General features: G+C 71.8%; 23 protein-coding genes and 3 pseudogenes. 15 read left to right on the top strand and 11 right to left on the bottom strand.

Annotated features, from left to right (window positions below; all coding sequences use genetic code 11):
* Positions 1-110 precede the first annotated feature (110 nt).
* Complete coding sequence (locus ABZ806_RS02265; protein WP_500214804.1) at positions 111-1,178, top strand: hypothetical protein; 1,068 nt, start codon at positions 111-113, stop codon at positions 1,176-1,178.
* On the opposite strand, the gene ABZ806_RS02260 is transcribed toward ABZ806_RS02265, so the two are convergent.
* Entirely contained in the window at positions 1,067-1,552 is a 486-nt protein-coding gene (locus ABZ806_RS02260) for a MarR family winged helix-turn-helix transcriptional regulator (protein WP_500214803.1), read from the bottom strand. The genes ABZ806_RS02265 and ABZ806_RS02260 overlap by 112 nt on opposite strands.
* Positions 1,553-1,602: 50 nt before the next feature.
* On the opposite strand from ABZ806_RS02260, the pseudogene ABZ806_RS02255 reads away from it, so the two are divergent.
* Positions 1,603-2,091: pseudogene (locus ABZ806_RS02255) on the top strand (FAD-dependent oxidoreductase); the annotation flags it as partial.
* A gap of 394 nt (positions 2,092-2,485) precedes the next feature.
* A pseudogene (locus tag ABZ806_RS02250) lies at positions 2,486-2,596 on the top strand (FAD-dependent monooxygenase); the annotation flags it as partial.
* Positions 2,597-2,833: 237 nt separating this feature from the next.
* Here the strand turns inward: ABZ806_RS02250 and ABZ806_RS02245 are convergent.
* Genes ABZ806_RS02245 through ABZ806_RS02225 form a run of 5 tightly spaced genes read right to left on the bottom strand, consistent with a single transcriptional unit; the run spans position 2,834 to position 7,685 of the window.
* Complete coding sequence (locus tag ABZ806_RS02245) at positions 2,834-3,706, bottom strand: aldehyde dehydrogenase family protein (RefSeq protein WP_500214802.1); 873 nt, start codon at positions 3,704-3,706, stop codon at positions 2,834-2,836.
* Complete coding sequence (locus tag ABZ806_RS02240) at positions 3,699-5,129, bottom strand: aldehyde dehydrogenase family protein (RefSeq protein ID WP_500214801.1); 1,431 nt, start codon at positions 5,127-5,129, stop codon at positions 3,699-3,701. The genes ABZ806_RS02245 and ABZ806_RS02240 overlap by 8 nt, the downstream gene beginning before the upstream one ends.
* Positions 5,130-5,134: 5 nt before the next feature.
* Positions 5,135-6,058, bottom strand: a complete 924-nt coding sequence (gene deoC, locus ABZ806_RS02235) for a deoxyribose-phosphate aldolase (RefSeq protein WP_500214800.1) — start codon at positions 6,056-6,058, stop codon at positions 5,135-5,137.
* Positions 6,059-6,108: 50 nt separating this feature from the next.
* Positions 6,109-7,167 carry a hypothetical protein gene (locus ABZ806_RS02230; RefSeq protein ID WP_500214799.1) on the bottom strand — a complete coding sequence of 353 codons (1,059 nt, stop codon included), beginning with the start codon at positions 7,165-7,167 and terminating at the stop codon, positions 6,109-6,111.
* On the bottom strand, positions 7,164-7,685 hold the full coding sequence (locus tag ABZ806_RS02225; protein WP_500214798.1) for a SigE family RNA polymerase sigma factor: 522 nt from the start codon (positions 7,683-7,685) through the stop codon (positions 7,164-7,166). Before ABZ806_RS02225 ends, ABZ806_RS02230 begins: the two co-directional genes overlap by 4 nt.
* Before the next feature lie 146 nt (positions 7,686-7,831).
* On the opposite strand from ABZ806_RS02225, the gene ABZ806_RS02220 reads away from it, so the two are divergent.
* From ABZ806_RS02220 to ABZ806_RS02195, 6 genes and pseudogenes are all read left to right on the top strand, one after another.
* Positions 7,832-9,025 (top strand): hypothetical protein, encoded by a 1,194-nt coding sequence (locus tag ABZ806_RS02220; RefSeq protein WP_500214797.1) that lies wholly within the window; start codon positions 7,832-7,834, stop codon positions 9,023-9,025.
* 45 nt (positions 9,026-9,070) lie between these two features.
* Positions 9,071-9,535, top strand: coding sequence for a Scr1 family TA system antitoxin-like transcriptional regulator (locus tag ABZ806_RS02215; protein ID WP_500214796.1), 465 nt, complete (start codon positions 9,071-9,073; stop codon positions 9,533-9,535).
* Positions 9,532-9,732, top strand: a complete 201-nt coding sequence (locus tag ABZ806_RS02210; RefSeq protein ID WP_500214795.1) for a DUF397 domain-containing protein — start codon at positions 9,532-9,534, stop codon at positions 9,730-9,732. The genes ABZ806_RS02215 and ABZ806_RS02210 overlap by 4 nt, the downstream gene beginning before the upstream one ends.
* 48 nt (positions 9,733-9,780) lie before the next feature.
* Positions 9,781-9,969, top strand: a pseudogene (locus tag ABZ806_RS02205) (DUF397 domain-containing protein); the annotation flags it as partial.
* A gap of 232 nt (positions 9,970-10,201) precedes the next feature.
* Entirely contained in the window at positions 10,202-10,384 is a 183-nt protein-coding gene (locus tag ABZ806_RS02200; protein ID WP_500214794.1) for a DUF397 domain-containing protein, read from the top strand.
* 397 nt (positions 10,385-10,781) lie between these two features.
* The gene (locus tag ABZ806_RS02195; RefSeq protein ID WP_500214793.1) at positions 10,782-11,951 is read left to right on the top strand and encodes an alpha/beta hydrolase; all 1,170 of its coding nucleotides are present in this window, start codon (positions 10,782-10,784) and stop codon (positions 11,949-11,951) included.
* A 13-nt stretch (positions 11,952-11,964) separates the two neighbouring features.
* Here ABZ806_RS02195 and ABZ806_RS02190 read toward each other — a convergent pair whose 3' ends face one another.
* A complete protein-coding gene (locus ABZ806_RS02190) occupies positions 11,965-12,336 on the bottom strand; it encodes a DUF2255 family protein (protein WP_500214792.1) in 372 nt (123 codons plus the stop codon).
* 135 nt (positions 12,337-12,471) lie between these two features.
* Here ABZ806_RS02190 and ABZ806_RS02185 point away from each other — a divergent pair, with 135 nt between their 5' ends.
* From ABZ806_RS02185 to ABZ806_RS02175, 3 genes are read left to right on the top strand one after another with little or no spacing between them, the layout of a single operon-like run.
* Positions 12,472-12,864: a GntR family transcriptional regulator gene (locus ABZ806_RS02185; RefSeq protein ID WP_500214791.1), complete on the top strand. Its 393-nt coding sequence runs from the start codon at positions 12,472-12,474 to the stop codon at positions 12,862-12,864.
* On the top strand, positions 12,861-13,736 hold the full coding sequence (locus ABZ806_RS02180) for an ABC transporter ATP-binding protein (RefSeq protein WP_500214790.1): 876 nt from the start codon (positions 12,861-12,863) through the stop codon (positions 13,734-13,736). The genes ABZ806_RS02185 and ABZ806_RS02180 overlap by 4 nt, the downstream gene beginning before the upstream one ends.
* Positions 13,733-14,776 (top strand): ABC-2 membrane transporter-related protein, encoded by a 1,044-nt coding sequence (locus ABZ806_RS02175; protein WP_500214789.1) that lies wholly within the window; start codon positions 13,733-13,735, stop codon positions 14,774-14,776. Before ABZ806_RS02180 ends, ABZ806_RS02175 begins: the two co-directional genes overlap by 4 nt.
* 27 nt (positions 14,777-14,803) lie before the next feature.
* Here ABZ806_RS02175 and ABZ806_RS02170 read toward each other — a convergent pair whose 3' ends face one another.
* On the bottom strand, positions 14,804-15,850 hold the full coding sequence (locus ABZ806_RS02170; RefSeq protein ID WP_500214788.1) for a beta propeller repeat protein: 1,047 nt from the start codon (positions 15,848-15,850) through the stop codon (positions 14,804-14,806).
* Positions 15,851-15,925: 75 nt separating this feature from the next.
* Complete coding sequence (locus ABZ806_RS02165) at positions 15,926-16,684, bottom strand: IclR family transcriptional regulator (protein WP_500214787.1); 759 nt, start codon at positions 16,682-16,684, stop codon at positions 15,926-15,928.
* Between the two features lie 181 nt (positions 16,685-16,865).
* Here ABZ806_RS02165 and ABZ806_RS02160 point away from each other — a divergent pair, with 181 nt between their 5' ends.
* A complete protein-coding gene (locus tag ABZ806_RS02160; protein WP_500214786.1) occupies positions 16,866-18,800 on the top strand; it encodes an acyl-CoA dehydrogenase family protein in 1,935 nt (644 codons plus the stop codon).
* 176 nt (positions 18,801-18,976) lie between these two features.
* Entirely contained in the window at positions 18,977-19,798 is an 822-nt protein-coding gene (locus ABZ806_RS02155; RefSeq protein WP_500214785.1) for a class I SAM-dependent methyltransferase, read from the top strand.
* A gap of 279 nt (positions 19,799-20,077) precedes the next feature.
* Here the strand turns inward: ABZ806_RS02155 and ABZ806_RS02150 are convergent, their stop codons facing one another.
* Both ABZ806_RS02150 and ABZ806_RS02145 read right to left on the bottom strand, forming a co-directional pair.
* Positions 20,078-22,957, bottom strand: a complete 2,880-nt coding sequence (locus tag ABZ806_RS02150) for a helix-turn-helix transcriptional regulator (RefSeq protein ID WP_500214784.1) — start codon at positions 22,955-22,957, stop codon at positions 20,078-20,080.
* A 57-nt stretch (positions 22,958-23,014) separates the two neighbouring features.
* Complete coding sequence (locus ABZ806_RS02145; RefSeq protein WP_500214783.1) at positions 23,015-24,046, bottom strand: CaiB/BaiF CoA transferase family protein; 1,032 nt, start codon at positions 24,044-24,046, stop codon at positions 23,015-23,017.
* 159 nt (positions 24,047-24,205) lie between these two features.
* On the opposite strand from ABZ806_RS02145, the gene ABZ806_RS02140 reads away from it, so the two are divergent.
* Positions 24,206-25,891, top strand: coding sequence for an LLM class flavin-dependent oxidoreductase (locus tag ABZ806_RS02140; RefSeq protein ID WP_500214782.1), 1,686 nt, complete (start codon positions 24,206-24,208; stop codon positions 25,889-25,891).
* The last annotated feature ends 367 nt before the right edge of the window (positions 25,892-26,258 follow it).

Genomic DNA, 26,258 nt, shown 5'->3' with positions numbered 1-26,258 from the left:
ACCCGCCCTCGGTTCGGGTCGAGTGCTGGAACGGCCCCGTCTTCGGCTCGACCATCGGGGACGCGGACGGCGCGGCCGCCGCCGTCCTCGCCGGCTCGGCGGTCCGCCGGGTGGCCGTCCGGCGGGTCGTGGTGGCCCTGGCCGACGTGCCCGACCTGGTGCTCGCCGCCGTGCGGGACGGTGTCGTCTTGCGCGCGGCCGTCGTCCGCGACTTCGGCGCGGTCGACTTCTTGGCCGTGCCGGACGGCTTCGACTTCGCGGACGTGCTCGACGACCTGCTCGTCCGGGCCGTCGCGGTCGGCTTCGAACGGCTTGACGCCGCCGAGGTCGACTTGCGGGACGACGTGCCCGACTTCGCCGAGCTCGCCTTCGACGTGCCCGACTTGGACGAGCTCGCCTTCGCCGAACCGGACTTCGACGTGCTCTTCGAGGTGCTCGCCTTGGACGAGGAGCTCTTGCTCGCGGGCGTGCTCTTCTTCGCCGTGCTGCTCCGCGTCGTCGACGACTTGGCCGTCGTCGTGATGACCTTGGCCGCCGCGTCCATCGCCTTCGCGGCGTCGGACATCGCCTTGGTGGCGCTGGTCATCGCCTTCGTCATCGCCGTCATGGCCTTGGCCGACGAGGACGCCTTGGTCGCCACCGACTTCATCTGCGTCGCGGCGGTCTTGGCCTGGCTCGCGGCCTTCGTGACGCGGGACGCGGCGGCCGTCGACGTCCTGCTCGACGCCGCCGGCTTCTTCGCCGTGCTGCTCTTCGTCCCGGTCGACCTGCTGGTAGTCGATCGTGTGGACGAGCTCGCCGCCGACGTGCGCTTCGCCGCGGGCTTCTTGCCCGCGGTCGACCTGCTCGTCGTGGACTTGCCCGTGGTGGACTTGTTCGCTGATGTGCTCTTCGCGCGACCGGCCGTCCCTCGGCTCGTCGTACGCGATGCGGTCTTGGTAGGCACTGATCTCCCCCCAGTGATGATCAGTTACGGGGAGATCTATTCCACACTTTGTGACCCTCTACACACGCATCGTCATATCAGCATCTTTTCAGTGCGGAACCAACCTCGGCGGCGGGCGGATCACTCCCCGGCCGGATCGGGCGGATCGGCCAGCCGGGCGGTGGCGTCGCGCTGGACGGCGGCCACCCGCCGCAGGAAGTCGAGGATCACCGCGAGTTCCTCGTCGCCGTAGCCGGCGTACATCTCCTCCAGCCCGCGGACGAAGTCGGCGAACAGCGCGGCGAACGCCTCGACGCGCCCCGGGTCGATCTCCACGATCACCCGCCGCCGGTCGCCCTCGTCGCGGACCCGGCGCACGAAGCCCTTGCGCTCCAGCCGGTCGATCAGGCCGCTGACCGAGGCCGGGGCGAGCCCGGAGTGCCGGGCGAGGTCGCCCGCGGTGAGCGGCCCGAGCCGCTCCAGCAGGTCCAGCGCCTTCTCCTCGGTCATGCCGAGGTCCATCCGCGCGCTGAGCGCCGAGTGGTACATCACCGTCGCGTTGCTCTGCGCGCGGCCCGCCTCGCCCAGGGCGGCGAGCAGTTCCGCCCGCCGGTTCGATCTTGACACCCGCCGGACCCTTCCATATATTTCGTTCGGACGAACTAAATGATACCACCATGGCAGGGGGCTCGCTCATGGCGAGGAAGGCACTGATCATCGGCTGCGGCATCGGCGGCCCGGCGATCGCGATGGCGCTCCAGCGCGCCGGCATCGAACCGGTCGTCCACGAGGCGTACGCGACGGCCGCCGACAACGTCGGCTCGTTCCTGAACATCGCCTCGAACGGGCTGGACGCGCTGCGCGTCCTGGACGCCCACGAACCCGTCATGGCCGCGGGCGTGCGCACGCCGCGAATGGTGATGTGGAGCGGCACCGGCAAACGGCTCGGCGAGGTCGCCAACGGGCTGCGGCTGGCCGACGGCACCGAGAGCCACACCGTCCAGCGCGCCGACCTGTACCGGATCGTCCGGGACGAGGCCCTGGCGCGCGGCGTCCCGATCGAGTACGGGAAGCGGCTGGTGGGGATCGAGGACACCGGCCGCTCGGTGACCGCCCGGTTCGCCGACGGCACCGAGGCCGCCGGCGACCTGCTGATCGCCGCCGACGGCCTGCACTCGGCGGCCCGGACGCTCCTCGACCCGGCCGCGCCGGGCGCCCGCTACACCGGGCTGCTCAGCTTCGGCGGCATCGTCGACGACCCCGGCGCCGAGAGCGACCCGGGCGCCTACCACATGGTCTTCGGCAAGCGGGCCTTCTTCGGCCACACCGTGGACGAGCAGGGCAGGACCTGGTGGTTCGCCAACCTCCCGCACCCGGTGGCGCCGACCGGGGACGCGCTCGCGGCGACGTCCCCCGATGCGTGGCGGCGCATTCTGGTCGAGGCGCTCAAGGACGACGCCAACCGGTCGGCCGAGATCGTCGCGATGAGCGAGCCGGGCGCGCCGCTGCCCGTCTACGACCTGCCTCCCGTCCCGGTGTGGCACAGGGGGCCGGACGGTACTGACCGGCGACGCCGCCCACGCGACGTCCCCGAGCTCCGGGCAGGGCGCCTCGCTGGCCGTCGAGGACGCGCTGGTCCTGGCCAAGTGCCTGCGGGACCTGCCCGACCACGCCGACGCCTTCGCCCGGTTCGAGGCGCTGCGCCGCCCCCGCGCCGAACGGGTCGTCGCCTACTCCGCCAGGATCAGCAGCAGCAAGGCCGCCGGTCCCGTCGCCCGGGTCTTCCGCGACCTGATGATGCCGATCTTCCTCAAGAAGGCGGCCAGCGCCGAGTCGCTCGCCTGGATGTACCGCTACCACGTCGACTGGGACGAGCCCGTCCCGCAGGCGGCCTGAGACCTGCCGATGTCAGACGCCGACGGGGTGCCAGACGGTCTTGGTCTCCAGGAAAGCCGTCATCCGGACGGTCCCGGGCTCGGCGGCCCAGTCGGCGTCCTGCGGGCGCAGGACGCGCTTCAGGTTCCCCGCGGCCTTCTCCTCCAGGCCCCGGACCTGGTCGCCCGGGACGCCGGCGAGGTCGATGGCGTTGACGTCCATGTGGGCGGCCAGCCACGGCGCGATCTCCGCGCGGCGCCCGGTGAGGACGTTCACCACCCCGCCCGGCAGGTCGGACGTGGCCAGCACCTCGGCGAGCGTGATCGACGCCAGCGGCGCCGGTTCCGACGCGACCACCACGGCCGTGTTGCCGGACACGATCGCGGGCGCCACGACCGCCACCAGCCCCAGCAGCGGCGAGTCGGGCGCGACGACCGCGACGACACCGGTCGGCTCGGGCGTGGAGAAGTTGAAGAACGGCCCGGACACCGGATTGGCGGCGCCCGCGACGGCGCTCAGCTTGTCGGCCCAGCCCGCGTACCAGACCCACCGGTCGACGGCCTCGTCCACCTCGGCGCCGGCCGCGCTCTTGGACGCGCCGGTCTGCCGCAGCTCGTCCACGAACTGGTCGCGGCGGCCCTCCAGCATCTCCGCGACCCGGTACAGGATCTGGCCGCGGTTGTAGGCGGTGCGCCCGGACCAGCCGGGGAACGCCTTGCGCGCGGCGACGACCGCGTCGCGGGCGTCCTTGCGGGACGCCTGGGAGGCGTTGGCCGCGAACCGGCCCTTGGCGTCGGTCACCACGTACGACCTGCCAGACTCCGAGCGCGGGAACGCGCCGCCGATGAACAGCTTGTAGGTCTTGCGGACGGCGAGCCGGCCGGAGGGTGAGGAGCGGTCAGGCATTGAGGTAGCCCTCCAGTCCGTGGCGTCCGCCCTCGCGGCCGAACCCCGATTCCTTGTAGCCGCCGAACGGCGAGGCCGGGTCGAACTTGTTGAACGTGTTGGCCCACACGACCCCGGCGCGCAGCTTCTGCGCCGTCCAAAGGATCTGCGAGCCCTTCTCCGTCCAGATCCCGGCGGACAGCCCGTACGGGGTGTTGTTGGCCTTGGTGACGGCCTCGTCCGGGGTGCGGAACGTCAGCACCGACAGGACGGGCCCGAAGATCTCCTCGCGCGCGATCCGGTGCGACTGCGCCACCCCAGTGAAGATCGTCGGCGCGAACCAGAAGCCCTGGGACGGCAGCTCGCACGGCGCCGACCAGCGCTCGGCGCCCTCGCCCTCCCCGGCCTCCGACAGCTCCTTGATCTTGGCGAGCTGCGCGGCCGAGTTGATCGCGCCGACGTCGGTGTTCTTGTCGAGCGGGTCGCCGACCCGCAGCGTCGCCATCCGGGCCTTCAGCCGCTCCAGCACCTCGTCCGCGACCGACTCCTGGACGAGGAGCCGCGAGCCCGCGCAGCACACGTGGCCCTGGTTGAAGAAGATCCCGTTGACGATGCCCTCGACGGCCTGGTCGAGCGCCGCGTCCGCGTAGACGATGTTGGCGGCCTTGCCGCCGAGTTCGAGGGTGAGCCTCTTGTCGGTCCCGGCGAGGGTGCGGGCGATCTGCCGTCCCACCTCGGTGGACCCGGTGAACGCGACCTTGTCGACGCCCTCGTGCGCGACGAGCGCCCGGCCCGTCTCACCCGCGCCGGTGATGATGTTGACGACGCCGGGCGGCAGTTCGGCCTGCCGGCAGATGTCGGCGAACAGCAGCGCGGTCAGCGGCGTCGTCTCGGCGGGCTTGAGGACGACGGTGTTGCCGCAGGCCAGCGCCGGGGCGATCTTCCAGGCGAGCATCAGCAGCGGGAAGTTCCACGGGATCACCTGGCCGGCCACGCCGACCGGCTTCGGGTCGGGCCCGAACCCGGCGTGCGGCAGCTTGTCGGCCCATCCCGCGTAGTAGAAGAACCAGGCCGCGACCAGCGGCACGTCGACGTCCCGCGACTCGCGGATCGGCTTGCCGTTGTCGATCGACTCCAGCACCGCCAGTTCCCGCGCCCGCTCCTGGACGATCCGGGCGATCCGGTACAGGTACTTGGCGCGCTCGCGGCCGGGCATCGGCCCCCACACCGTGTCGAACGCGGTGCGGGCCGCCTGCACGGCGCGGTCGACGTCGCCCTCGTCGGCGCACGCGATGTCGGCCAGGACGCTCTCGTCCGCCGGGTTGATCGACTTGAACGGCTCGCCGTGCCCGTCGGTGAACTCGCCGTTCACGAACAGCCCGTAGGAGCCGCGGATGTCGACGACCGCCCGCGACTCGGGCGCCGGCGCGTACTCGAAAACCATGATCCTCAGTCCAGCGTGAAGTAGTCGGGACCGGAGTAGACGCCGGTGGCCAGCTTGCGGCGCTGCATCAGCAGGTCGTTCAGCACGCTGGACGCGCCGAGCCGGAACCACCGCGGCGTCAGCCAGTCGGGGCCGGCGGTCTCGTTGACCAGCACCAGGTACTTGATCGCGTCCTTGGTCGTCCGGATCCCGCCGGCCGGCTTCACGCCGACCTGCCGCCCGGTCGCCGCGCGGTAGTCGCGGACGGCCTCCAGCATCACCAGCGTGACGGGCAGCGTCGCCGCCGGCGACACCTTGCCCGTGGACGTCTTGATGAAGTCGGCCCCGGCCCGCATCGCCAGCCAGGAGGCCCGCCGGACGTTGTCGTAGGTCGCCAGCTCGCCGGTCTCCAGGATCACCTTCAGATGCGCGTCCCCGCAGGCGTCCTTGACCGCGGTGATCTCGTCGAACACCTTGGCGTAGTCGCCGGACAGGAACGCGCCCCGGTCGATGACCATGTCGATCTCGGCGGCGCCCGCCGCGACCGCCGCCCTGGTGTCGGCGAGCTTGGCCTCCATGGGCGCCCGCCCGGACGGGAACGCCGTCGCGACGCTCGCGACCCCGATCCCCGTCCCGGCGAGGGCCTTGACGGCGACGTCCACCATGTCCGAGTAGACGCACACCGCCGCGACCCTCGGGACGGACGCGTCGGCCGGATCGGGCTGGGCGGCCTTGGCGCACAGCGCCCGCACCTTCCCCGGCGTGTCCGCACCCTCCAGGGTGGTCAGGTCCACCATCGAGATCGCGAGGTCGATCGCCTCGGCCTTCGCGGTCGTCTTGATCGACCGGGTGGCCAGCCGCGCCGCCCGCTCCTCGGCCCCCACCTGGTCGACGCCCGGCAGGCCGCGCAGGAAGGCGCGCAGCTCGGCGGCGCCGTTCAGAGTCTCCATTGACACTCCCACAGCATCGCCGAACTACGTCCCCGGCACAAAACAGACACCTAACGAAGCGGTGTCGCCGTCCAATTCTTGGGGTCGGCGCCGAGCGGCGTGACCCGCCTGAACAGCCCGGTCAGCCCACCACTCGCCTCAAGCCGCCGCAGCGGCTCGCCCCTCGCATCGATGCCGATGTCGAACCCGTGGACGCCGAAGACGCGCAGAATCCGCGCCTTCGACGCCGGCACCCTGCCGATCGTGGGCCCGGAATGTGGGAGCCCGGTGTCGAACGCGGGATGCCCGTCGATCGTCGTGTTCGGTTTCGAGCGGTTCCTGACCAGCTCGCTGGCCGGGCTCACCGAGATCATCAGCTCGTCGTCCTTCCCGGGGCCACCGAGCGCGAACATGGCCTCCGGCCCGGCCCCAGCCCACACCCGTCCGACCTCCAGCCCGTCCGGGACCCCGGTGACCCGCACCGGGAACGCCAGCGGCCTGCCGCCGCCGAACCGCACCCCGGCCGCGATGCGCCGCACGGTCGCCGCGTCGGCGATGCCGCGGTCGCGGACCGCCAGCAGCGCCCACGTCCTCGGCCGGTACTCCCACCCGAACTCCGCCCCCACCTGCCCCGACCCGGGCCCGCCCGGCTTGACCCACCAGTAGGCGGGACGCCCGTTCACCGGCGCCGCCTTCGTCAGCCGCCCCTTCCGGCCACCCGGCAGCGCCGGGATGCCCGGCTTCACCCCGGGAGCGAGCAGAGTCAGCTCGATCGCCAGGTTCCCCGGCCCCCGCCCGGCGTTGACCGTGTAGGCGGGGCGGCGCCCGCCGTCCTGCGTGACCCGCGTCCGGACGAATCCGGCGGGCAGCCACCCGAACACCGCCTTCTCCGTCAGCAGGCTCGGGTACTTCGACGGCTCCACGACCTTGTCGGGACGCTCGTCCTGGGACGGCTGCAGGACCACGACCCCCGCCGCCACCGCGACGGCCCCGGCGGCCAGCAGGGCGACCGCCGCCCTCCGCCCTCGCCTGACGCGGCGCCCCTTGGCCACCGCCGCCGCCACGTCCACGGCCGGCGCAGGGCCGGGGGTCGCGGCGAGACGCTCCAGCCCGTCCTTGAGGTCGTTCATGCCAGCTTCTCCCCCTCCGCGAGTTCCGGCTCCAGCACGCACCGCAACGCCTCGATGCCGCGCGCGGTCTGGCTCTTGACCGTCCCTGCTGAGCAGTTCAGGACGCCGGCCGTCTGCTCGATGGACAGGTCGCAGTAGAAGCGCAGCACCACGGCGGCCCGCTGCCTCGGCGGAAGCGATGCCAGCGCCGCCCGCAGATCGACACCGCCCGCGTGGTCGGCGGGCTCGGCGGGCGCGTCCGGCGTCCGCTCGACGACATGGACCCGCTGCCGCCAGCCGCCGCGTTCCTCGGCAAGGAAGACCCTGACCAGGACCGTCCGGGCGTACCCGTCGATGTTCTCCGCCGCCGACGCCCGCCGCCAGTGCAGGTACAGCCGCGTGATCGCGGACTGCACCAGATCGTCCGCCCGGTGCCAGTCCTGGCACAGCAGGTAGGCGACCCGCCGTAACCACGCCATCCGCGCCGTCACATAAGCGGTGAACTCCTCGTCCCGCCCCGCCATCCGCACACCCCTCACCTGGCCCACACATCCCTGATGCGGCGAACCCGGCAAAAGGTTGCACGCATCGGCCACCGAGTACACCGGGCCGGGCTGTCGGGCGTCCCACCAGCGACGACGGAGGTGGGGCAATGGGGTTCGGGTTCCGCGTGGGTGTGCCAGGGATGAGCGTGCGGGTGTCGAGCCGGGGCGTGCGGACGTCCGTCGGACCACGCGCGGCACGCGTCCATGTCGGCGGCGGGCGCAGGACGACCGTTTCCAGCGGCATGGGCCCGTTCTTCGCCTCGACCTCGGTAGGCGGCTCCCGGCGTCGTTCGACGGCCAAGCGCCCGGCGCGCCCCCGCAACGTCGGTCCGACCCCCGCCCAGCTCGAACGGGCCCGCCGCCAAGCCGAACGCGCCGAGCAGGAGGCGCAGCGGGACGCGGCGATCGCGCACCTTGAGGAGTTGCGGCGCCAGACGACGAGCGTCCACCTCCAGACATTCCCGCAGGCCCAACCGCCCTTCGTACCGCCTCCGCCGCAACTGGCGCTCCCCTGGGCATTCGCCGAAGCCCAGACGTTCCACCTCGCGGGCATCGGCCGCTTCGCCCGCGCGGACCGCGCTGCCGCCCGCCACGCCGCCGAGCAGGACGCGCCCGCCTACCTGGCCGCCGAGCAGGCGCGCCTCAACGAGGTGTACCGGCAGTTGCGCGCGGCCGCCGACGAGTGGTGGCGGGCCCTCAACGACAACGACGAGGACACCGTCTGCGAAGCGGTCAACACGGCCTTCTCCGACAACCCGGCCGCGGGCAGTGCGGTCGGTCTCGACGGGACGGTCCTGTCGATCGTGATGCGCCAGCCCGACCTGGACGTGCTCCCGACCCAGGCACCGGGCGTGACCTCTTCCGGCCGCCCCACCTTGAAGACGATGACGAAGCGCGATCGCCTGCTGTGGTGGCTCACGTCCATGGGCTCCAACATCGTCGCCACGCTCAACGAGGCGTTCGCCACCGCGCCCGGCATCACTGCGATCGACCTCGCCGTCCTGACACGCATGCCCGACACGCAGCGCCTGGGAATCGTCGCCTACGGCCACTGGACGCGCGAGGCCGTAGCGTCCGTCCCGTGGCGCCGCCCAGAAGACGCACTGCGCTTCCTGGACATAGCCGACGACGTCGAATGCTCCGTGCGCACGACCGCGTCCGGCAACCTCTCAACCGCCGTCAAGCTCCTGGACACCGCCAAGATCCCGGGCTTGGAAGCTCTCCTGGCCCAAATCGAGGACGTCCCAGAAGCACCACCAGAGCCAGGCCCAACGGGTGACCAGTTCCCCGACGATCATCAGCCCGCGTCCGCCCACCGCGTCGGGACCGGGTGAGCGCGGCACCGGAAGCGTCCCGTCGCCGTCCCACACCTTCACCACGTGCACGTCACCGTCCGAGCAGGCGTCCACCCGGATCTCGTCGGTCCGCACGTGATAGCCGTCAACGGGCCATTCAGCGGCGATCTCCGCTATATGGTCCCGCGCCATCATGATCATTGCGACGTCCGGCTTGTACGCGAGCATCTCGCCCCCTCCGTCGGCGGACCGGAGGTCATGAAAGAACAGCTCGCGCACCTCATCGCACTCAGCCATCGGCGCAACATCATCTTGCGCGTCGTGCGCCGCAGCGTCGGCGCGCACATCGGCCTCGACGGCCCGTTCACGATCCTCGGCGGGGTAAAGGATTCCGCGGCCTACATGGAGGCCAATGCGGGTGGCAGACTGACCCACGACCCGACTGGGCTGGACGACTTCGAGCGGCGCTTCGACCTCATCGGCTCCGAGGCGTTATCCGCGTCAGCCTCACGTACTCACATCACACAGATCATGGAGGCCACGCAATGATCGAGTGGCGCAAGTCCAGCCGGAGCAATGCGTCCGGCAACGAGTGTGTAGAGGTCGCGGCGCTCGCCGACGGGCGCGGCATCAGAGACAGCAAGGCCCCCGACGCCGGACACCTGACCCTCACCACCGCCAGCTTCGCCCAACTCCTCACCCACATCAAGCACGACGACCCGAACCTCTGCATCCCCCGAAAGTGACCAGGAGTCTGACCACGAGGTCGCAACGCACCGGCCAGCCAGGGCAGTCAGGGCTGTGTCGAGCTGGCTCCGTTGCCGAACGCCGTCGCGATCCGCGACTCAAAGGACCCGGCAGGCCCCGCCTCGTCCTCGGCACCGAGACCGCCCGGATCATCCTCACCGCCGTCAAACACAGACACCACAGCCTCTGATCAACAGCGTCACGGCGACGGGGCACCCCGCCTGGTCGCTGTGTGACCATGTCGACTCACCATCGGAACGACATCAGCGAGCAGGACAGGCCGCACCTGTCCGTGCTGCCGCAGACGTCCACCGGATGCCGGCATCAATCACCATGGAGGTTGACACTCGCCGACCGGCGGGCTGCAGGTCTGGACGACTTCGAGCGGCGCTTCGACCTCATCGGCTCCGAGGCGTTATCCGCGTCCGCCTCACGTACTCACATCACACAGATCATGGAGGCCACGCAATGATCGAGTGGCGCAAGTCCAGCCGCAGCAACGCGTCCGGCGAGGAGTGCGTGGAGGTCGCCGCGCTTTCCGCCGGGTACGGCATTAGAGACAGCAAGGCCTCCGAGGTCGGCCACATGACCCTCACCACCAACGCTTTCACTCAACTTCTGACCCGCATTAAGCAGGACGAGTTGAATTGAAGCCGCAAATGCGTCGCATCGCCAGCGCGACATAGCCCTTTTGGCAACTGGCGGCTACGGCCGTCCGAGCCCTGGCGGTGCCCAGGCTCTACCGGCACGCCGTGGACGGGTGGCAGGTCCGGGAGTTGCGTGCCCTCGGCCAGGGCTGGGCGGACGGTCTTGGCGGTCTCGCCCGTGACTGCGGCGTCGACGTGACCTGGCCACGAACGAACCCGTCCCGCCCATCACCGGCCCGTCGGCGTACACCCACACAGCGGCAGTAACGATCGACGGCCACACGGCATCCGACGAAAGTCGGGGGTGGGTTCGCTCGGGTCGTAGTCGCGGCAGCCTTGCGGCCGATGCCGCATCCGTCCCGACGGATCCAGTCTTGAGGTCCGTTGAGCGAGGAGGACGCGTGCCTTACGGCTATCTGATCAGTACGGTGCTCGCCGCGGGTGCCACGGCGATCGCGCTGGCGCCGCCGCAGTGGCCCCGGAGGCTGGTCGGCATCGGGTTTCGGATCAGCACGGTGCCCAACGAGTTGCCGTTCCTGGTGTTCTTTCTGCTGCTCGCCTCGACGCTGCTCGCCGCCGGGCAGGGGGATCTCGGGTCGCCGGGCGCGCTGATCGTGCTCGCGGTCGCTCTGCTGACCGCTGCGGGGCTGGCGGTCGTCGTGCGGCGGCAGGTGGCGGCCGGGCCTGTTCTGGACGATGCCCTGCGCGACGGGCTCGGGGACGGGTGGCGCGCAGAAGTGGATCCTGGGCTGGTGGGCGGGTTGCGGCGGCGGCTTCCGTACGGTCGCGTCCTGCTCGGGGTGCACGTCCGGCGGCGGGACGTTGAGCGGATCGCCGACCTCCGTTACGGCGATGACCGGCGCCACCGGCTGGACGTCTACCGCCATCGCTCCGCTCCCGAAGGCGGGCCGGTGCTCGTCTACTTCCACGGCGGCGGCTACTTCAGCGGGCGGAAGAACCGTGAGGCTCGGCCGCTGCTCTATCGGCTGGCGAGCCAGGGGTGGGTGTGCGTCAGCGCCAACTATCGGCTGCGGCCCGACGCCGGCTTCCTCGACCACCTGACCGACGCCAAGAGGGTTCTCGCCTGGACGCGCGAGCACGGGCACGAGTACGGCGCCGACACCGGCATGCTCGTGATGGCGGGCAGTTCCGCCGGGGCGCATCTGACCTCGCTGTGCGCGCTCACCCAGAACGACCCCGCGTATCAGCCGGGCTTCGAGTCAGCTGACACGTCCATCACCGCCGCTGTGTGCCTGTACGGGTACTTCGGCGACTACTACGGGCACGATGAAGGGGCCGGTACTTCGCCGGTCGCTCACGTGCGCGCCGACGCGCCCCCGTTCCTCATCGTGCACGGCGACGCAGACACCCTCGTCCCCGTGCGGGAGGCGCGCCGCTTCGCCGGTGCCCTGCGCGAGGCGTCCGACGCCCCGGTCGTGTACGCCGAACTGCCCGGCGGGCAGCACGCGTTCGACCTGTTCCACTCGCTGCGCTTCGACCGGGTCGTGGACGCCGTCGAGTCGTTCGCCGCCCGGGTCAGGTCCCGCACGGACATCGCACCATCGCGGTAGCGGCCCGAGGCGGTCAGCGTGGGACGAGTCTGAGGGTGGTGTCCCTGGGGCCGGGGCGGGTCATCGGCTCGGCGTAGGGCGTGCTGCCGTACTTGGCTATGTAGGCGGCGTCGACCTGCGCGTTGACGGACGGGTCGGCCTCGTCGACGAAGGCCACGTCCCTGGTCGCCCCGTCGGCTTGGACCCGGCCCCGGTGGGTGTTCTCGGCGGTCCGGTACCAGTGGCCGTCGGGGCCGTTGACCGAGCGCACGTACATCTCCTCGCCGCTGCGGACGATCCAGATCGTGGTCGGGTTCCGCAGCGTGCCGTCGTCCTTCTCGGGCGCGATCTGGATCTCGTCGGCGCCGCCGAGGCGGGTCAGGTCGTCATTGCTCCATGTCGTCATGCCGGTTTCATGCCCCGCTGGACAGCCTCATGCGTGACGGCCGCATGCATTGAGCTGGGACTTCGTCCAATCGCATTGACACTCGGGAGGACTGCACCTCTAAAGTACTAGCATCCTAGTTAAATGGAGGTGGCGGTGATCGAGTTCCATCTGGACTCCGGCTCGGGGGTGTCGCCGTACATGCAGCTCGTCCGGCAGGTGCGGCACGCGCTACGGCTCGACCTGCTCCGGGTCGGTGATCAGCTGCCCACGGTCAAGGACGTGGTGGCCCATCTGGCGATCAACCCGAACACCGTCCTCAAGGCGTACCGGGAGCTGGAGCACGAGGGGCTCGTCGCGCCGCGTCCGGGTATCGGGACGTTCGTGACGCGGTCCCTCGCCGGGGAGGCGCTCGCCGCGCACGGGCCGCTGCGCAAGGAGCTGGAGCGCTGGCTCACCAAGGCACGGATGGCCGGGCTCGACGAGGAGAGCATCGAGGCGCTGTTCATGACCACATTTCGGTCCGCCCGCAAGGAGGACACAGCGTGACCGCCGTACTGGAGGCCCGGGGGCTGGGCAAGAAGTACGGGCAGCGGTGGGCGCTGTCCGACTGCACGCTGGACATTCCCGCCGGACGGGTCGTCGGGCTCGTCGGGCCGAACGGTGCCGGGAAGAGCACGCTGCTGAACCTGGCGGTCGGCCAGCTGGCGCCGACGGCCGGGAGCATCCGGGTGCTCGGCGAGCGGCCGGCGGCGGGGCCGGAGCAGCTGGCCAGGGTCGGGTACGTCGCGCAGGACACGCCGACGTACTCCGGGCTCAGCGTCGGCGACCACCTGAAGCTCGGCGCCCGGCTCAACCCGCGGTGGGACGACGCCGTCGCGCGCGAGCGGGTCGGGCGGCTCGGGCTCGACCTCGGGCACAAGGCCGGGAAGCTGTCCGGCGGGCAGCGCGCCCAGCTGGCGCTGACGCTGGGCATCGCCAAGCGGCCCGAGCTGCTGATCCTGGACGAGCCCGTCGCGGCGCTCGACCCGCTGGCCCGGCGCGAGTTCCTGCAGGGCCTGATGGAGGCCGTCGCCGAGCACTCGCTCAGCGTCGTCCTGTCGTCCCACCTGGTGTCGGACCTGGAGCGGACGTGCGACTACCTGATCGTGCTCGTGGAGTCCCGTGTCCGGGTCGCCGGGGACATCGATGACCTGCTCGCCACCCATCACCGGCTGACCGGGCCGCGCAGGGAGACGCTGCCGGCCGACCAGCACGTCGTGTCCGAGAGCCACACGGACCGGCAGAGCACGTTCGTCGTCCGGACGGACGGCCCCATCCACGACCCGGCCTGGACGGTCGGGCAGCTCGGCATGGAGGACCTCGTCCTCGCCTACATGGCCCAGGCCCCGAGCCGTCCCACGCTGGAGGCGATCCGATGATCTGGTTGGCGTTCCGGCAGTTCCGGGTGCAGGCCGGGGTGGTGTTCGGCGCGCTCGCCGTCCTCGGCGCGGCCCTCGCCGTCAGCGGGCCCGGCCTGGCCGACGACTACGACCGGGGGCTCGCGTCCTGCGGCTCGGAGGGCGCCTGCGAGCAGTTCGCCAAGACGTTCTTCACCGACCACCAGGTGGAGTACGGGGCCCTGGTCGCGATCGTGACGATCCTGCCCGCCCTCATCGGGATCTTCTGGGGCGCGCCGCTCATCGCCCGCGAACTGGAGAGCGGCACGCACCGGCTCGCGTGGAACCAGAGCATCACGCGGACCCGCTGGCTCGCCGTCAAGCTCGGGCTCGTCGGGCTGGCCGCGATGGCCGCCGCCGCGCTCGCCGTCCGCGCGGTGGACTGGTGGGCCGGTCCCCTGGACGAGGCTGTGGCCGACCGCTTCCCGCGGATCGCGCCGGTCGCGTTCGGCGTGCACGGCATCGTCCCGATCGGGTACGCGGCCTTCGCCTTCGCGCTCGGCGTGACGGCCAGCGTCCTCACCCGGCGCACGCTGCCCGCCATGGCGATCACCCTCGCCGTCTTCGTCGCCGTCCAGGTCGCGATGCCGGTGTGGATCCGCGCCCACCTCATCCCGCCGGAGACCACGACCGTGGCGATCACGTCGAAGAACATGTCGCAGATGACCCTGGACCAGGGCTCCAAGGTCATGACGGTGCAGACGGGAGCGGCGCCGGGGGCGTGGACGCTCACGAACCACACCGTCGACGCGTCCGGGCGCGAGGCCGCCCTGCCCGGCGCCCTGATCACGGGAGCGTGCGCTCCGCCCGGTCCCTCGTCCACGCCGGAGGCGGGGCCCCCCGACGGACCGGGCGAGGAGTGCTTCAGCGAGATCGCGCGGCTCGGCTTCAAGCAGAAGGTGGTCTACCAGCCCGCCGACCGCTTCTGGCCGCTGCAGTGGGCCGAGACGGGACTGTTCGCCCTCCTCACTCTGGGCCTCTGCGGCGTCTGCTTCTCCTGGACGCGCCGCCGCCTCTCCTGAGAGTCGCTTCGGCTTCGCCCCGCCCGGTCAGTTGCTCACCACCACCGGCGCATCGTCGGCCCGTCCGACACCCCAGATCGTGGACGTCCCGGTGACGGCTATGTCGTTCAGACGCGTCCCGGCCGGGAGGGCGACGGGTTGCCAGGTGCCGCCGCTGTAGCGGTGGAGCGTCCCGCCGTCGTAGTACGCGGTGACCACCCACGGGGTTCCCGTGCCGTCGACGGCGAGGTCGGCGATGCGGCCGGGGCCGTCGATCACCGTCCAGCCGGAACCGTCCCAGTGCGCGAGCCCGCCGGCCGCCATGACCCAGACGTCGTCCGGGCCGACAGGGACGACCTTGGTGATGCCCGGGTACTCCGAACCGAGGTCCGGCGGGGTCGTCCACGTCCAGGCGGCCCCGTCGAAACGCGCCACGGCGGGACGCCAGCCGGTGCCGTCCTCGCCCCTCCGCGCCCCGACCGCCCACGCGTCGTCCGGGGCGAGGCCCTGCACATCGCTGATGAACGCGTCATGGCCGGGGACGTCGAAGGCCCGCCAGGCGTCCCCGTCCCGCCTCAGCAGGCGCGGCTCGGCGGAGTCGGGACCGACCGCCTGCGTGATCCAGGTGCCGGCCGGCCCCGTGCTGAGCATCCCGACCGACGCTGCCGAGGGCGACTCGACCCGCTGGAAGGACGAGCCGTCGAACACGGCCAGGTACCGGAAGTAGCCGGAGTCGGTCGCGTCACCGCCGATCCATGTCCGGCCCGCGCCGGACGCCACCCGGCCGATCAGTCCGTTCCCCGTCCAGCCGTTGATCGGGTACTCCCGCCAGGACGAGCCCGTCCAGCGCCGCACGACCGGGTTGCCCGCGCTGTAGAGGGCGCAGTAGTCGATCCACGGCACGCAGTAGGCGCCCTGGCCGCCGCCGACCCACACGCCGCCGGCTCCGTCGGCGGCGACGTCGTCCAGTTCGGCGCGCGGCCACAGGAACGGCAGGGACACCGGGCGCACGTCGTTCTCGGCGGCGTGCGCGGTCACGGGAAGGGGCAGCAGGACGGCGCCCGCGACGGCCGCCTTCATTAACGATCGCCTCATGCGAGCACTATGGACGAGCATCCCCCATTGCGCCAGTGTTCGCTGGCACGTTTTTCGCCGGGACTGGCGCCTTCCTCAGCCGGGGAAGGTCAGTGCGCGCTGGATGCGGTCGGCGGTGGCGTGGAGGCGATGGGCGGACCTCTCGACCCTGGGGAGTTTGCCGGGACGGCAGGAGATGGCCAGGGCGCCGACGACGGAGCCCGTCGCGTCCGCCACCGGGACGGCGGCGCAGCCGGTGCCGAGCGCGTACTCCTCGCGGTCGACCTGCACGGCCGTGGACGCCGCGAGCGAGCGCAGCAGGCGTCCCGGCTCGGTGATGGTGTGCGGGGTCAGGTCGACGAGGGGATGCCGGGACAGGTAGTCGCGGCGGCGCTCCTCGTCGAACTGGCTCAGCACGCACTTGCCCAGCGCGGTGGCGTGCGCGGCGTCCTCGAAGCCGACCCGCACGTCGACACGGGGCGCGCGGGGGCCGTCGGCGATGTCGATGAGGCGGATCTCGTCGTCCACGTGCATGCCGAAATAGGCGGCGACGCCGAGTTCGTCCCGCAGCTCGACGAGGGTGGGACGCAGCCGGGCCAGGAGCCGCTGCGTCCGGCTCCGCCCCCGCAGGGCCTCGACGCGCTCGCCGAGCAGCCACGCGCCGTCCGGCAGCCGGGTCGCGTAGCCCTCGTGGGCGAGGGTGCGCAGCAGGTGGTAGGTGGTGGCGAGCGGCAGCCGCGCCTCGCGGGCGAGCTGCTTGGCGGGCGCGCCGCCCGGATGCGACGCCACCGCCTCCATGAGGCGCAGGGCGCGCTGCACCGAGGCGATGAGCGTCGGTTTGCGTGCCTCACCCATGACGCGCGGCGTACCCCTCCGACCCGGACCAGCCGGGCCTCCGGCCGGCACTCCGTCCATTGGACCACTTCCCGGCACCTGCCGGGCGCGGGTTTTCCGATCCGGTCACCGGCCCCCATTGCGGCCCCGGTTTCCCCGGCGGCCATGGTTTCCCGGCCCGACCTCGGGAAAGGCGATCAGCATGAGCCAGCAGACCCAGACGCACGTCGACGAGCGGACGGCCCGGAAGGTCGCCGAAGAGGCACGCGAGACCGAGTGGCGGCTGCCGAGCTTCGGCAAGCAGCTCTTCCTCGGCGACTTCCGGCTCGACCTGATCCACCCGCATCCGCGGCCGGAGGGCGAGAACCGGCGCAAGGGCGAGGAGTTCCTCGCCCGGCTGACCGAGTTCTGCGCCACCCGCGTCGACGGGGCGCTGATCGAGCGCGAGGCGCGCATCCCCGACGAGGTCATCACCGGGCTGCGCGACCTCGGCGCGCTCGGCATGAAGATCCCGGAGAAGTACGGCGGTCTCGGGCTCAGCCAGCTGTACTACGGCCGCGCGCTGATGGTCGTCGGGTCTGCGTCGCCGGCGCTCGGCGCGCTGCTGTCGGCGCACCAGTCCATCGGCGTCCCGCAGCCGGTGAAGCAGTTCGGCACGCCGGAGCAGCGGGACGCGTGGCTGCCGCGCTGCGCCCGGCAGGTCAGCGCGTTCCTGCTGACCGAGCCCGACGTCGGCTCGGACCCGGCGCGGCTGCGCGCCAGTGCCGTCCCGGACGGCGACGACTACGTCCTCAACGGCGTCAAGCTGTGGACGACGAACGGCGTCGTCGCCGACCTCGTCGTCGTGATGGCGCGCGTCCCGAAGGCGGGCGGGCACCGCGGCGGGATCTCCGCGTTCATCGTCGACATGGACACGCCCGGCATCACGGTCGAGAACCGCAACGCGTTCATGGGGCTGCGCGGCCTGGAGAACGGCGTGACGCGGTTCCACGACGTCCGCGTCCCGAAGGCGAACCTGATCGGCGCCGAGGGCGCCGGCCTGAAGATCGCCCTGACCACGCTGAACACCGGGCGGCTGTCGCTGCCCGCGATGTGCGCGGGGGCCGGGAAGTGGGCCGCCAAGATCGCGCGCGAGTGGTCGAGGGAGCGGGTGCAGTGGGGCCGGCCGGTCGGCGAGCACGAGGCGGTGTCCCGCAAGATCGCGTTCATCGCGGCGACCGCGTACGCGATGGAGGCGATGCTCGACCTGTCCAGCCAGCTCGCCGACGACGAGCGGGGCGACATCCGGATCGAGGCCGCGCTCGCGAAGCTGTGGGCGTCGGAGATGGCGTGCCAGGTCGGGGACGAGCTGATGCAGGTGCGCGGCGGGCGCGGCTACGAGACCGCCGAGTCGCTCGCGGCGCGCGGCGAGCGCGGCGTGCCCGTGGAGCAACTGGTGCGCGACCTGCGCATCAACCGGATCTTCGAGGGCTCCACCGAGATCATGCACCTGCTGATCGCCCGCGAGGCCGTGGACGCGCACCTGTCGGTGGCCGGTGACATCATCGACCCGGACGCGTCCGCCGGGCGGAAGGCGCGGGCCGCGGCGAAGGCGGGCGGGTTCTACGCGCGCTGGCTGCCGACGCTCGTCACCGGCGCCGGGCAGCGGCCGAACTCCTACCCCGAGTTCGGGCCGCTGGCCAAGCACCTGCGGTACGTGGAGCGGGCGTCCCGCAAGCTGGCCCGCTCGATCTTCTACGCGTCCGGACGCTGGCAGGGCGGCCTGGAGCGCAAGCAGGGGTTCCTCGGCCGGATGGTCGACATCGGCGCCGAACTGTACGCGATGAGCGCGGTCTGCGTCCGCGCCCACGCCGACGCCTCGGCCGCCGGCGGCGTCACGGGCGGCGCGCCCGGCAAGTCGGCGCTGCTGCTCGCCGACGCGTTCTGCAAGCAGGCGCGCGTCCGCGTCGAGGAGCTGTTCGACGGGCTGTGGCGCAACACCGATGCGATGGACGTGAAGCTGGCGCGGGCCGTCCTCGCCGGCGACTTCGCCTGGGTGGAGGAGGGCGTCCTCGACCCGTCCATCCCGGGGCCGTGGATCGCGCCGTCCGAGCCGGGCGCGAGCGAGACGGAGTCGGTGCACCGGACGATCGGCTGACCAGGCGACACACCGTTCGAACGGCGCGCGGGGCGGTCGCCGCGCGTCGTCCGGCGTGCACGCATGGGTAGACTGACCCGACCTTCGTGCCTGAGATCGGACGCGCCCCGAGCGGGCCGGCTCTTCGATCCGGCGAACGAGAAGCCGAACGCAAACGCACCCAGCGAGCGGGAAGTATGCAGTCACCAGGTCAGAAGAAGTCCATCGCAGGCACCCTCCTCAAGCTCCTCGGCAGCGGCCCGAAGAAGGCCGCGCCGGCCCCCGGGCCCGCGCCCGGCGGGGACGTCGTCCAGCCGGCCGCCGGGGAGGATGCGCTGGAGAACCACCTGGGCGGGGACGAGGCCCGCAACTACCGCAAGTACGAGTACGAGACGATCGCCCCGCACGTGGGCCGGTCCATGCTGGAGGTCGGCTCCGGCCTCGGGCACTTCTCCGAGCAGTTCGCCGGACGCCTCGACTACCTCGTCGTCAGCGACAACGACCCGTACTGCGTCGGCGAGCTGCGCAAGCGCTACGACGGCAACGACGACGTCGAGGTCATCGACCTGGCCCTGCCGGCCGACATCGACATCCGGCAGAAGGTCGACACGGTCGTGATGATGAACGTCCTGGAGCACATCAAGGACGACGTCCAGGCGCTGCGCGACCTCGCCGCCGTCACCGAGCCCGGCGGCCGCATCGTCATCTGGGTGCCCGGCTACATGCAGCTCTACGGCGACTTCGACCGCAAGGTCGGGCACGTCACCCGGTACACGCCGGCGACGCTGGAGGCGTCCGTCCGGGAGGCGGGGCTCGTCCCCGAGGTGCTGAAGCCGATCAACTTCCTCGGCGGCATCGCCTGGTGGTTCGCGGTCCGCCGCGGCGGCGCCGGCTACCCCGACCCGAAGCTCGTCAAGATCTACGACCGGACGGTCGTGCCGCTGACCCGCACCATCGAGCGCGTGGTCCGGCCCCCGTTCGGGCAGACGGTCATCTGCGTCGCGCGCGTCCCGCGCTGACCTGCGCTCGGGCCCGCACTCGGGCGGCGGTGACGGGTCACGGAACACGGCCCGTCACCGTCGCTTTTTTCTCTCGCCCCGAACGGTATGTCCCGCGCGCCATCGCGGCCCCGCGCCCACGACACTGGGCAGTGGCCGGACGGGTCGCCGACCGCCTCTCCGGACGGAGAAGCACCGCCTGCTTCCGCGGGACGCCGCCCGGCCGGCCGGCCACGTAGTTCCCGTGTGGTCCGACGGTTCGGGGCGGGGGGCCCGGGAGGGGAGGTCCCCCGCCACGAATCAGGCCGGGGTCTTCGGGGTGGCGAACAGCGCGAGGCGGTGGGCGGTCGCGGCGGCCTCGCCGCGGCTCGTCACGTCCAGCTTGCCGAGGATGTTCGACACGTGGACGCTGGCGGTCTTCACCGAGATGAACAGCGCCTCGGCGATGTCGCGGTTGCTGCGTCCCTCGGCGACCAGCCGGAGCACCTCGAACTCGCGGGGCGTCAGCCCGAGCGGCGCCGATGCGTCACCCCGGCGCGGCGCCCGGACGCGGCGCAGCAGGGCGGCGGCCTGCTCGGCGAGCCGCCGCGCGCCGAGGCCCGCGGCCAGGTCGGCGGCGGTGCCCAGCGCGGACGCCGCGGCGTCGTGGTCGCCCCCCGCCAGCGCGGCCTCCGCGAACCGGATCAGCGCCCGCGCCCGATTGTAGGGGTTGCCGAGGCTCTCCCACGCGGTGGCGGCCTCGTCCCAGGCGGCCGGGTCGAGGACGCCCCGGGCACGGGCCAGCTCGGCGGCGAACGTGCGGCCGTACGCGCGCTGGAGGGCCCCGGTGGAGTGGAGCCCGCCGGCACGCTTCTCGATCTCGCACAGCTCACCGGCGGCGGCGTCGCCGAGTTCCGCGCACGCCGCGGCGCCCGCGACCAGCACCGGCCACGCGTAGCGGGCGTCGTCGGGCAGGCCGCCGTGCTCCAGGACGGGCCGCACCGCCTCCAGCGCGACGCCCGGCCGTCCCTCCGCGAGCGCGAGGTTCGCCTCCAGCCACAGCGTGCTGAAGTAGTCCTGCGTCTTCAGCCACTTCATCTTCAGCTTCTTGATCTCGCGGGACGTGCCGAGCCGCTGCCGCGCGGTCGCCAGGTCGCCGCGCGCCAGCGCCACCCAGCCGGTCAGGACGAGCAGGGAGGTCCGGGTGGTGATGGCCGGGTCCTGTTCGAGGGCGTGGGTCATCACGGCCATGGCCTCGTCCCACCGGCCGAGGGAGACCAGCGGTTCGGCCTGGTTGATGCTCAGGAACGTGCCCTGGGTGCGGGCCACCCCGTACTCGCGGGCCAGCTCCTTGCCCTGCGCCGCGACGGCGGCTGCCTCGGCGTGCCGTCCGACGCCCTCCAGGAAATGCGACTTGATCACGGAGTAGCGGAGCAGCACCGGATGGTTGCCGGCCCGGTCGGCGGCGGCCTCGACCTCGCCGAGGCCCTCGTCGAACCCGTAGTCGATGTCGGCGCAGAACAGGGATATGAGCGCCTCGGCCTCGGCGACCGGGTCACCGAGCCTGCGCGCGATCTCCAGGGACTCCTGCGCCGCGCTGCGCGCCTCGGCGATGCCGGAGGTGATGCGCACGTAGTTGGCGAGCGTCGACAGGGCCCTGGCGCGCAGCACGGTCGGCGGTTCGACCGGCAGCGCCCGCACCGCCTCGCGCAGGTCCTCGACGAAGCCGGGGCGCACCATCTGGTTCCGCATGCGCCCGCGCAGCACCAGCAGCATCGCCCGGCAATCGTCGTCGCGCTCGCCGTCCGCCGACTCCATCTCCTTGAGCGCGGCCGTGACGAGCTTGATGCCGCGGTCGTACTCGCCGGCCTGGTCGGCGGCGGTCGCGGCGTCCACGAGCACCTTGGTGTAGTCGGCGCCGATGCGCTCCACGGCGTCGGGGACGCGCTCCCAGAGCTGGAGGACGCGTTCGAGCATCGCGAGGCACTCGGCGTAGGCGACCGCTTTGCGCGCCTCACCGGCGGCGCGCCAGGACGCGACCAGCGCCCACGTGCTGTTGTGGGCCTGCTTCCAGTGGTAGCTCAGCTCGACCCAGAGCCGCCCTGCGGGAACGAGCGACGGGTCGTTCTCCAGGGTCTCGGCGTAGCGCGTATGGAGCCGCGTGTGCTCGCCCGGCAGCAGGTCGTCGTGGACGGCCTCGCGGATCAGCGCGTGCCGGAACGCGTAACCGTCCCCGTCCACGACGAGCACGTTCGCGGCGACGGCGGGACGCAGCACGCGGGTGAGCGCGGCGTCGTCGAGCCCGGACACGGCGGCGAGCAGCGCGTGCTCGATGCGCGTACTGCCGCCGCTGGCGTCGCGCAGGACGTCCTGCGTCTCCTCGGGGAGCCGCTGCACGCCGGCCAGCAGCAGGTCGCGCAGCGATTCGGGCAGCTCGCACGCCAGTTCGCCGTCGTCGCCGAGCAGCGTCTCGATGAACAGCGGGTTGCCCTCGCTGCGGGCCTCGATCCGCTCGACGAGGCCGGACGGCGGGCGGTGCCCGAGCAGTTCGGTGACGAGCGCGGACACGTCCGCCCGGGTCAGCTTGCCGATCTCCATTCTCCGGACGCGCTCCAGCCGCTGCAGCCCGGCGAGCAACTGGCGCAGCGGATGCGTGCGGTGCAGCTCGTCCGTCCGGTAGGTCAGGACGATCAGCACGGGCCCGCCGCCGAGGTTGCGCACCAGGAAGGCGAGCAGGTCGCGGGTGGAGCGGTCGGCCCAGTGCGCGTCCTCGATGGCGAGCACGACCGGGCCCTTCTCGGCGAGCCGCTCCAGCAGCGTCAGCACGACCTCGAACAGCCGGGCGCGCTCCTCCCCCGACGCGGCGTCCGACTCCGGCTCCCCGAACTCGGGCAGCAGCCGCGCGAGGCTCCCGGTGTCGCCGCGCGGGACGAGTTCGGCGACCCCCGCGATGCCGATGTCGCGCACCAGGCCGCGCAGGACGGTCGTGAACGGCGCGAACGGCAGGCCGTCGGAGCCGAGCTCCAGGCAGCCCCCCACGAGGACGTTCGCCCGCCCGTCCACGGATCGGGCGAACTCCCTGATCAGGCGCGTCTTGCCGAGCCCCGCGTCACCACCGACGAGTACCGCCCCGGGCGCGGCGGCCAGGGCGTCCCGAAGCTCCCCCAGCTCCGCCGCCCTGCCGACCAGAAGGGGACTCATCGCACGCACGTTCACACCACAAGCATGCCAAACGGGCACGACAATCCCACCTGATTTTCAGTGCGTGAGACGCCAGGTCTGCCCCCGGTGCTCGTCGAGTCCGGCGACGGCCCCCTCCGGAAGGGGCGGGTGGACGCTCGTCCGGACGGGCCCCTCCTCCTGGATCCTCCGCTGCTTGAAGTGGTCGAGGCCGAGCATCTCGGCGTGCGACAGCAGGGGCGCCACGGGGGCGCCGGCCGCGGTCAGCCGCTCGATGGCCTCCGCCATGCTGAGCCTCGCCACCGCCGCGGCCACGGCGCCGTCCAGCTCACCGATCCTTGCGAGCCGCTCCATGAACGAGACGCCGGCGTGCTCCTCGATGCCCAGCGCGCGGCAGGTCGCCGCCCACAGCCGCTCCTCCGACACGACCCCGAGCGTGATCTTCCGGCCGTCCTTCGTCGGGTAGACGCCGTAGCCGGGGACGGGCCCGGCGCCCGACCTGTTCGTCGCCTCCGGGACCGTGCCGACCCAGTGCGCGAGGACGTCCGCCATGCCGAGGTCGACGCGGTCGCCGACCCCGGTGGCGCGGGCCTTGAGCACGGCCGCAGTGATCGCGAACGCGGCCATCGTCGCGGCCGACATATCGGCGATCGGAAGCTCGTCCGCCTCCGGCGAGACGGCATCGGGCGGGAGCGAGGCGGCATACGCCCGGTAGTTGATGTCATGCCCCGGAACGTCGCGCAGCGGCCCTTCCGCCCCGTATCCGGAGATGGAGCAGTAGACGAGCCGCGGATTGAGCTCCCGCAGGACCTCATGCCCGACCCCCAGCCGCTCGGCGACGCCGGGCCTGAACCCTTCAACGAACACCTCGGCGCCCTCGGCCAGCTCCATGAGCTTCGCCCGCCCGTCCGCCGACTTCAGATCGAGGACCATGCTGCGCTTGTGCCGGTTGAGGACGTCGAAATGGTCGCGGAACATCCGCATCGGCTCCCCGCCGGGCGGCTCCACCTTGATCACATCGGCACCGAGCTGCGCGAGCAGTTGCGTGGCATACGGCCCGGGCCGCCACATCGTCAGATCGAGGACCCGCAGTCCGTCCAACGGCGCCATGGAACTCCCTCACTAGCAAGCCGACGCCCACACCGTGCCGCCCACCCCCACCCACCGTCAACCGAGCGCTTGCTCCCACCCGACCACGCGCACACCAGAACTGTTGACTCGATGTCCAACGCGGGAGAGGCTGGCCGGGCAGCAGGGAGAGGTGTCGCCATGCGCTTCGGACTCTTCTACGAGCATCAACTGCCTCGGCCGTGGCATGAGGGGCAGGAGTTGAAGCTCTACCAGGACGCGCTCGATCAGGCGGAGATCGCCGATCGGGTGGGGTTCGACTGCCTGTGGGAGGTCGAACACCATTTTTTGGAAGAGTATTCGCATTCGTCAGCACCTGAGGTGTTCCTTGCGGCCGCGTCGCAGCGGACGAAGCGGATACGGCTCGGGCACGGGATCGTCCAGTTGCCGCCGGCGGTCAACCATCCGGCGCGGATCGCGGAGCGGATCGCGACGCTCGACCTCGTGTCGAACGGGCGGGTCGACTTCGGGACGGGCGAGTCGAGTTCCAGCGCCGAACTCGGCGGGTTCGGGGTGCGGCGCGGTGAGAAGCGCGCCCAATGGCAGGACGCCATCGACGCCATCACCAGGATGTTCGTCGAGGAGCCGTTCGCCGGATGGTCGTCCGAATACGTCCAGATGCCGCCCCGGAACGTGCTGCCGAAGACCGTGCAGAAACCGCATCCGCCGCTGTGGGTGGCATGCTCGCGGCGGGAGACGATCCAGTTCGCGGCGCGCAACGGGATCGGGGCGCTGTCGTTCTCGTTCGTGGAACCCGAGGACGCCGGGAAATGGGTGGACGAGTACTACCGCATACTCGCGTCCGAGGAATGCGTTCCGGCGGGCTTCGCGGTGAATCCGAACGTGTCGGTCGTGCTGCCGATGATGCTGCACGAGGACGAGGCGACGGCGATCGACCGGGGCATCGACGGGGCGCACTTCTTCGCGTACGCGCTCGCGCATTACTACGGCCCCACACCGCACGACCCGGGACGCACGAACGTGTGGGAGGAGTTCGCGGAGCGCCGGGAGGCCCGCGGGTTCTCGCGCGAGCAGATCATCGCGAACGCCGAGACGCTGAACGTCAACGTCGGCTCGCTGCGCGGTGCCGTCGGGACGCCCGCGCAGGTCATCGACCTGATCCGGCGCTATGAGTCGGTCGGCGTCGACCAGATCTCGTTCGTCCTGCAGTCGGGGCCGAACAGGCACGAGCATATCTGCGAGTCACTCGAACTCTTCGGGACGGCCGTTCTGCCGCATTTCACGGAAGGGCGCGAGGAACGCGAGGCCGCCAAGGCGGAACGGCTCGCTCCCGCCATTGAGGCCGCCCTGGCCCGCCGTGCCCCGGCCCGGGTGGCACCGCCGGACTACCGCATCGACGAGGAGGCGGAGGTCGCCCGCGCAAGCCGTTCACGTCGTCCGCTCCACGAGGAGGTCCGTGCCGCGGGCCGGCGACGGTTCCGGCAGGGCTTCTACAAACTCGTCCACGGCCGGACGGACGAACAGATCGAGCGCCGTTTCGGCCCCAGCGCGCAACGCCTGTTCTTCGCCGGAATGGCGCGCGCCTACGACCCGTCCGCGTCGGGCGGTTTCACGGGCGAGCTGGAATTCCGGCTGACCCGCACCACATGGACGCTCGTCCTCGGCAAGAACCGGGCCCGCGCCCACCCCGGACCGGCCGACGAACCCGCCCTCACCCTCATCGTGCGAACAGCGGATTTCCTGCGGATCCTCGCCGGCGACGCCAACCCGGCGACCCTTCTGATGGACGGCCGCCTGGAACTGCGCGGCAGCTTCGACCTGGCGCCGCGGCTCAGCGAGATGTTCGGCGGCCCGTCCCCGTACTGAGGCTGGTGGTGGCCGTGGTCCCCCGATGACCACGGCCACCACATAGTCAGACGTCCACACCCCCCGCGAGAGTTCGCGCCCCGGCGAAAAACCTCGATCAGCCTCACCCGCGATGCCCTACCGTCACGCAGTGTTCACCCGCCTCGGCCCTCTACCTGGACGCCGTCGAACACGCGCGGGCGGCGACCCCCGAGTACCCCAGCATCGCGAACGGCTCCATAGCCGCCGCCGTGCGCGGCCAGTTCGGCCGCCGTCGACCTCGACGGCCTAGCTGTACTCACTCGTGAGGTTGTGGACACGGCTGGCGGGTGGGCGGCCGCCGAGTGCGGTGTGTCCGCGGTGGTGATTGTAGGTGTGGAGCCATTGC

The organism is Spirillospora sp. NPDC047418 (assembly GCF_040643275.1).
In the GTDB taxonomy this organism is placed as follows: domain Bacteria; phylum Actinomycetota; class Actinomycetes; order Streptosporangiales; family Streptosporangiaceae; genus Spirillospora.
The sequence above is the reverse complement of the archived record's forward strand: the minus strand, read 5'-3'. Positions and strand labels throughout refer to the sequence as shown.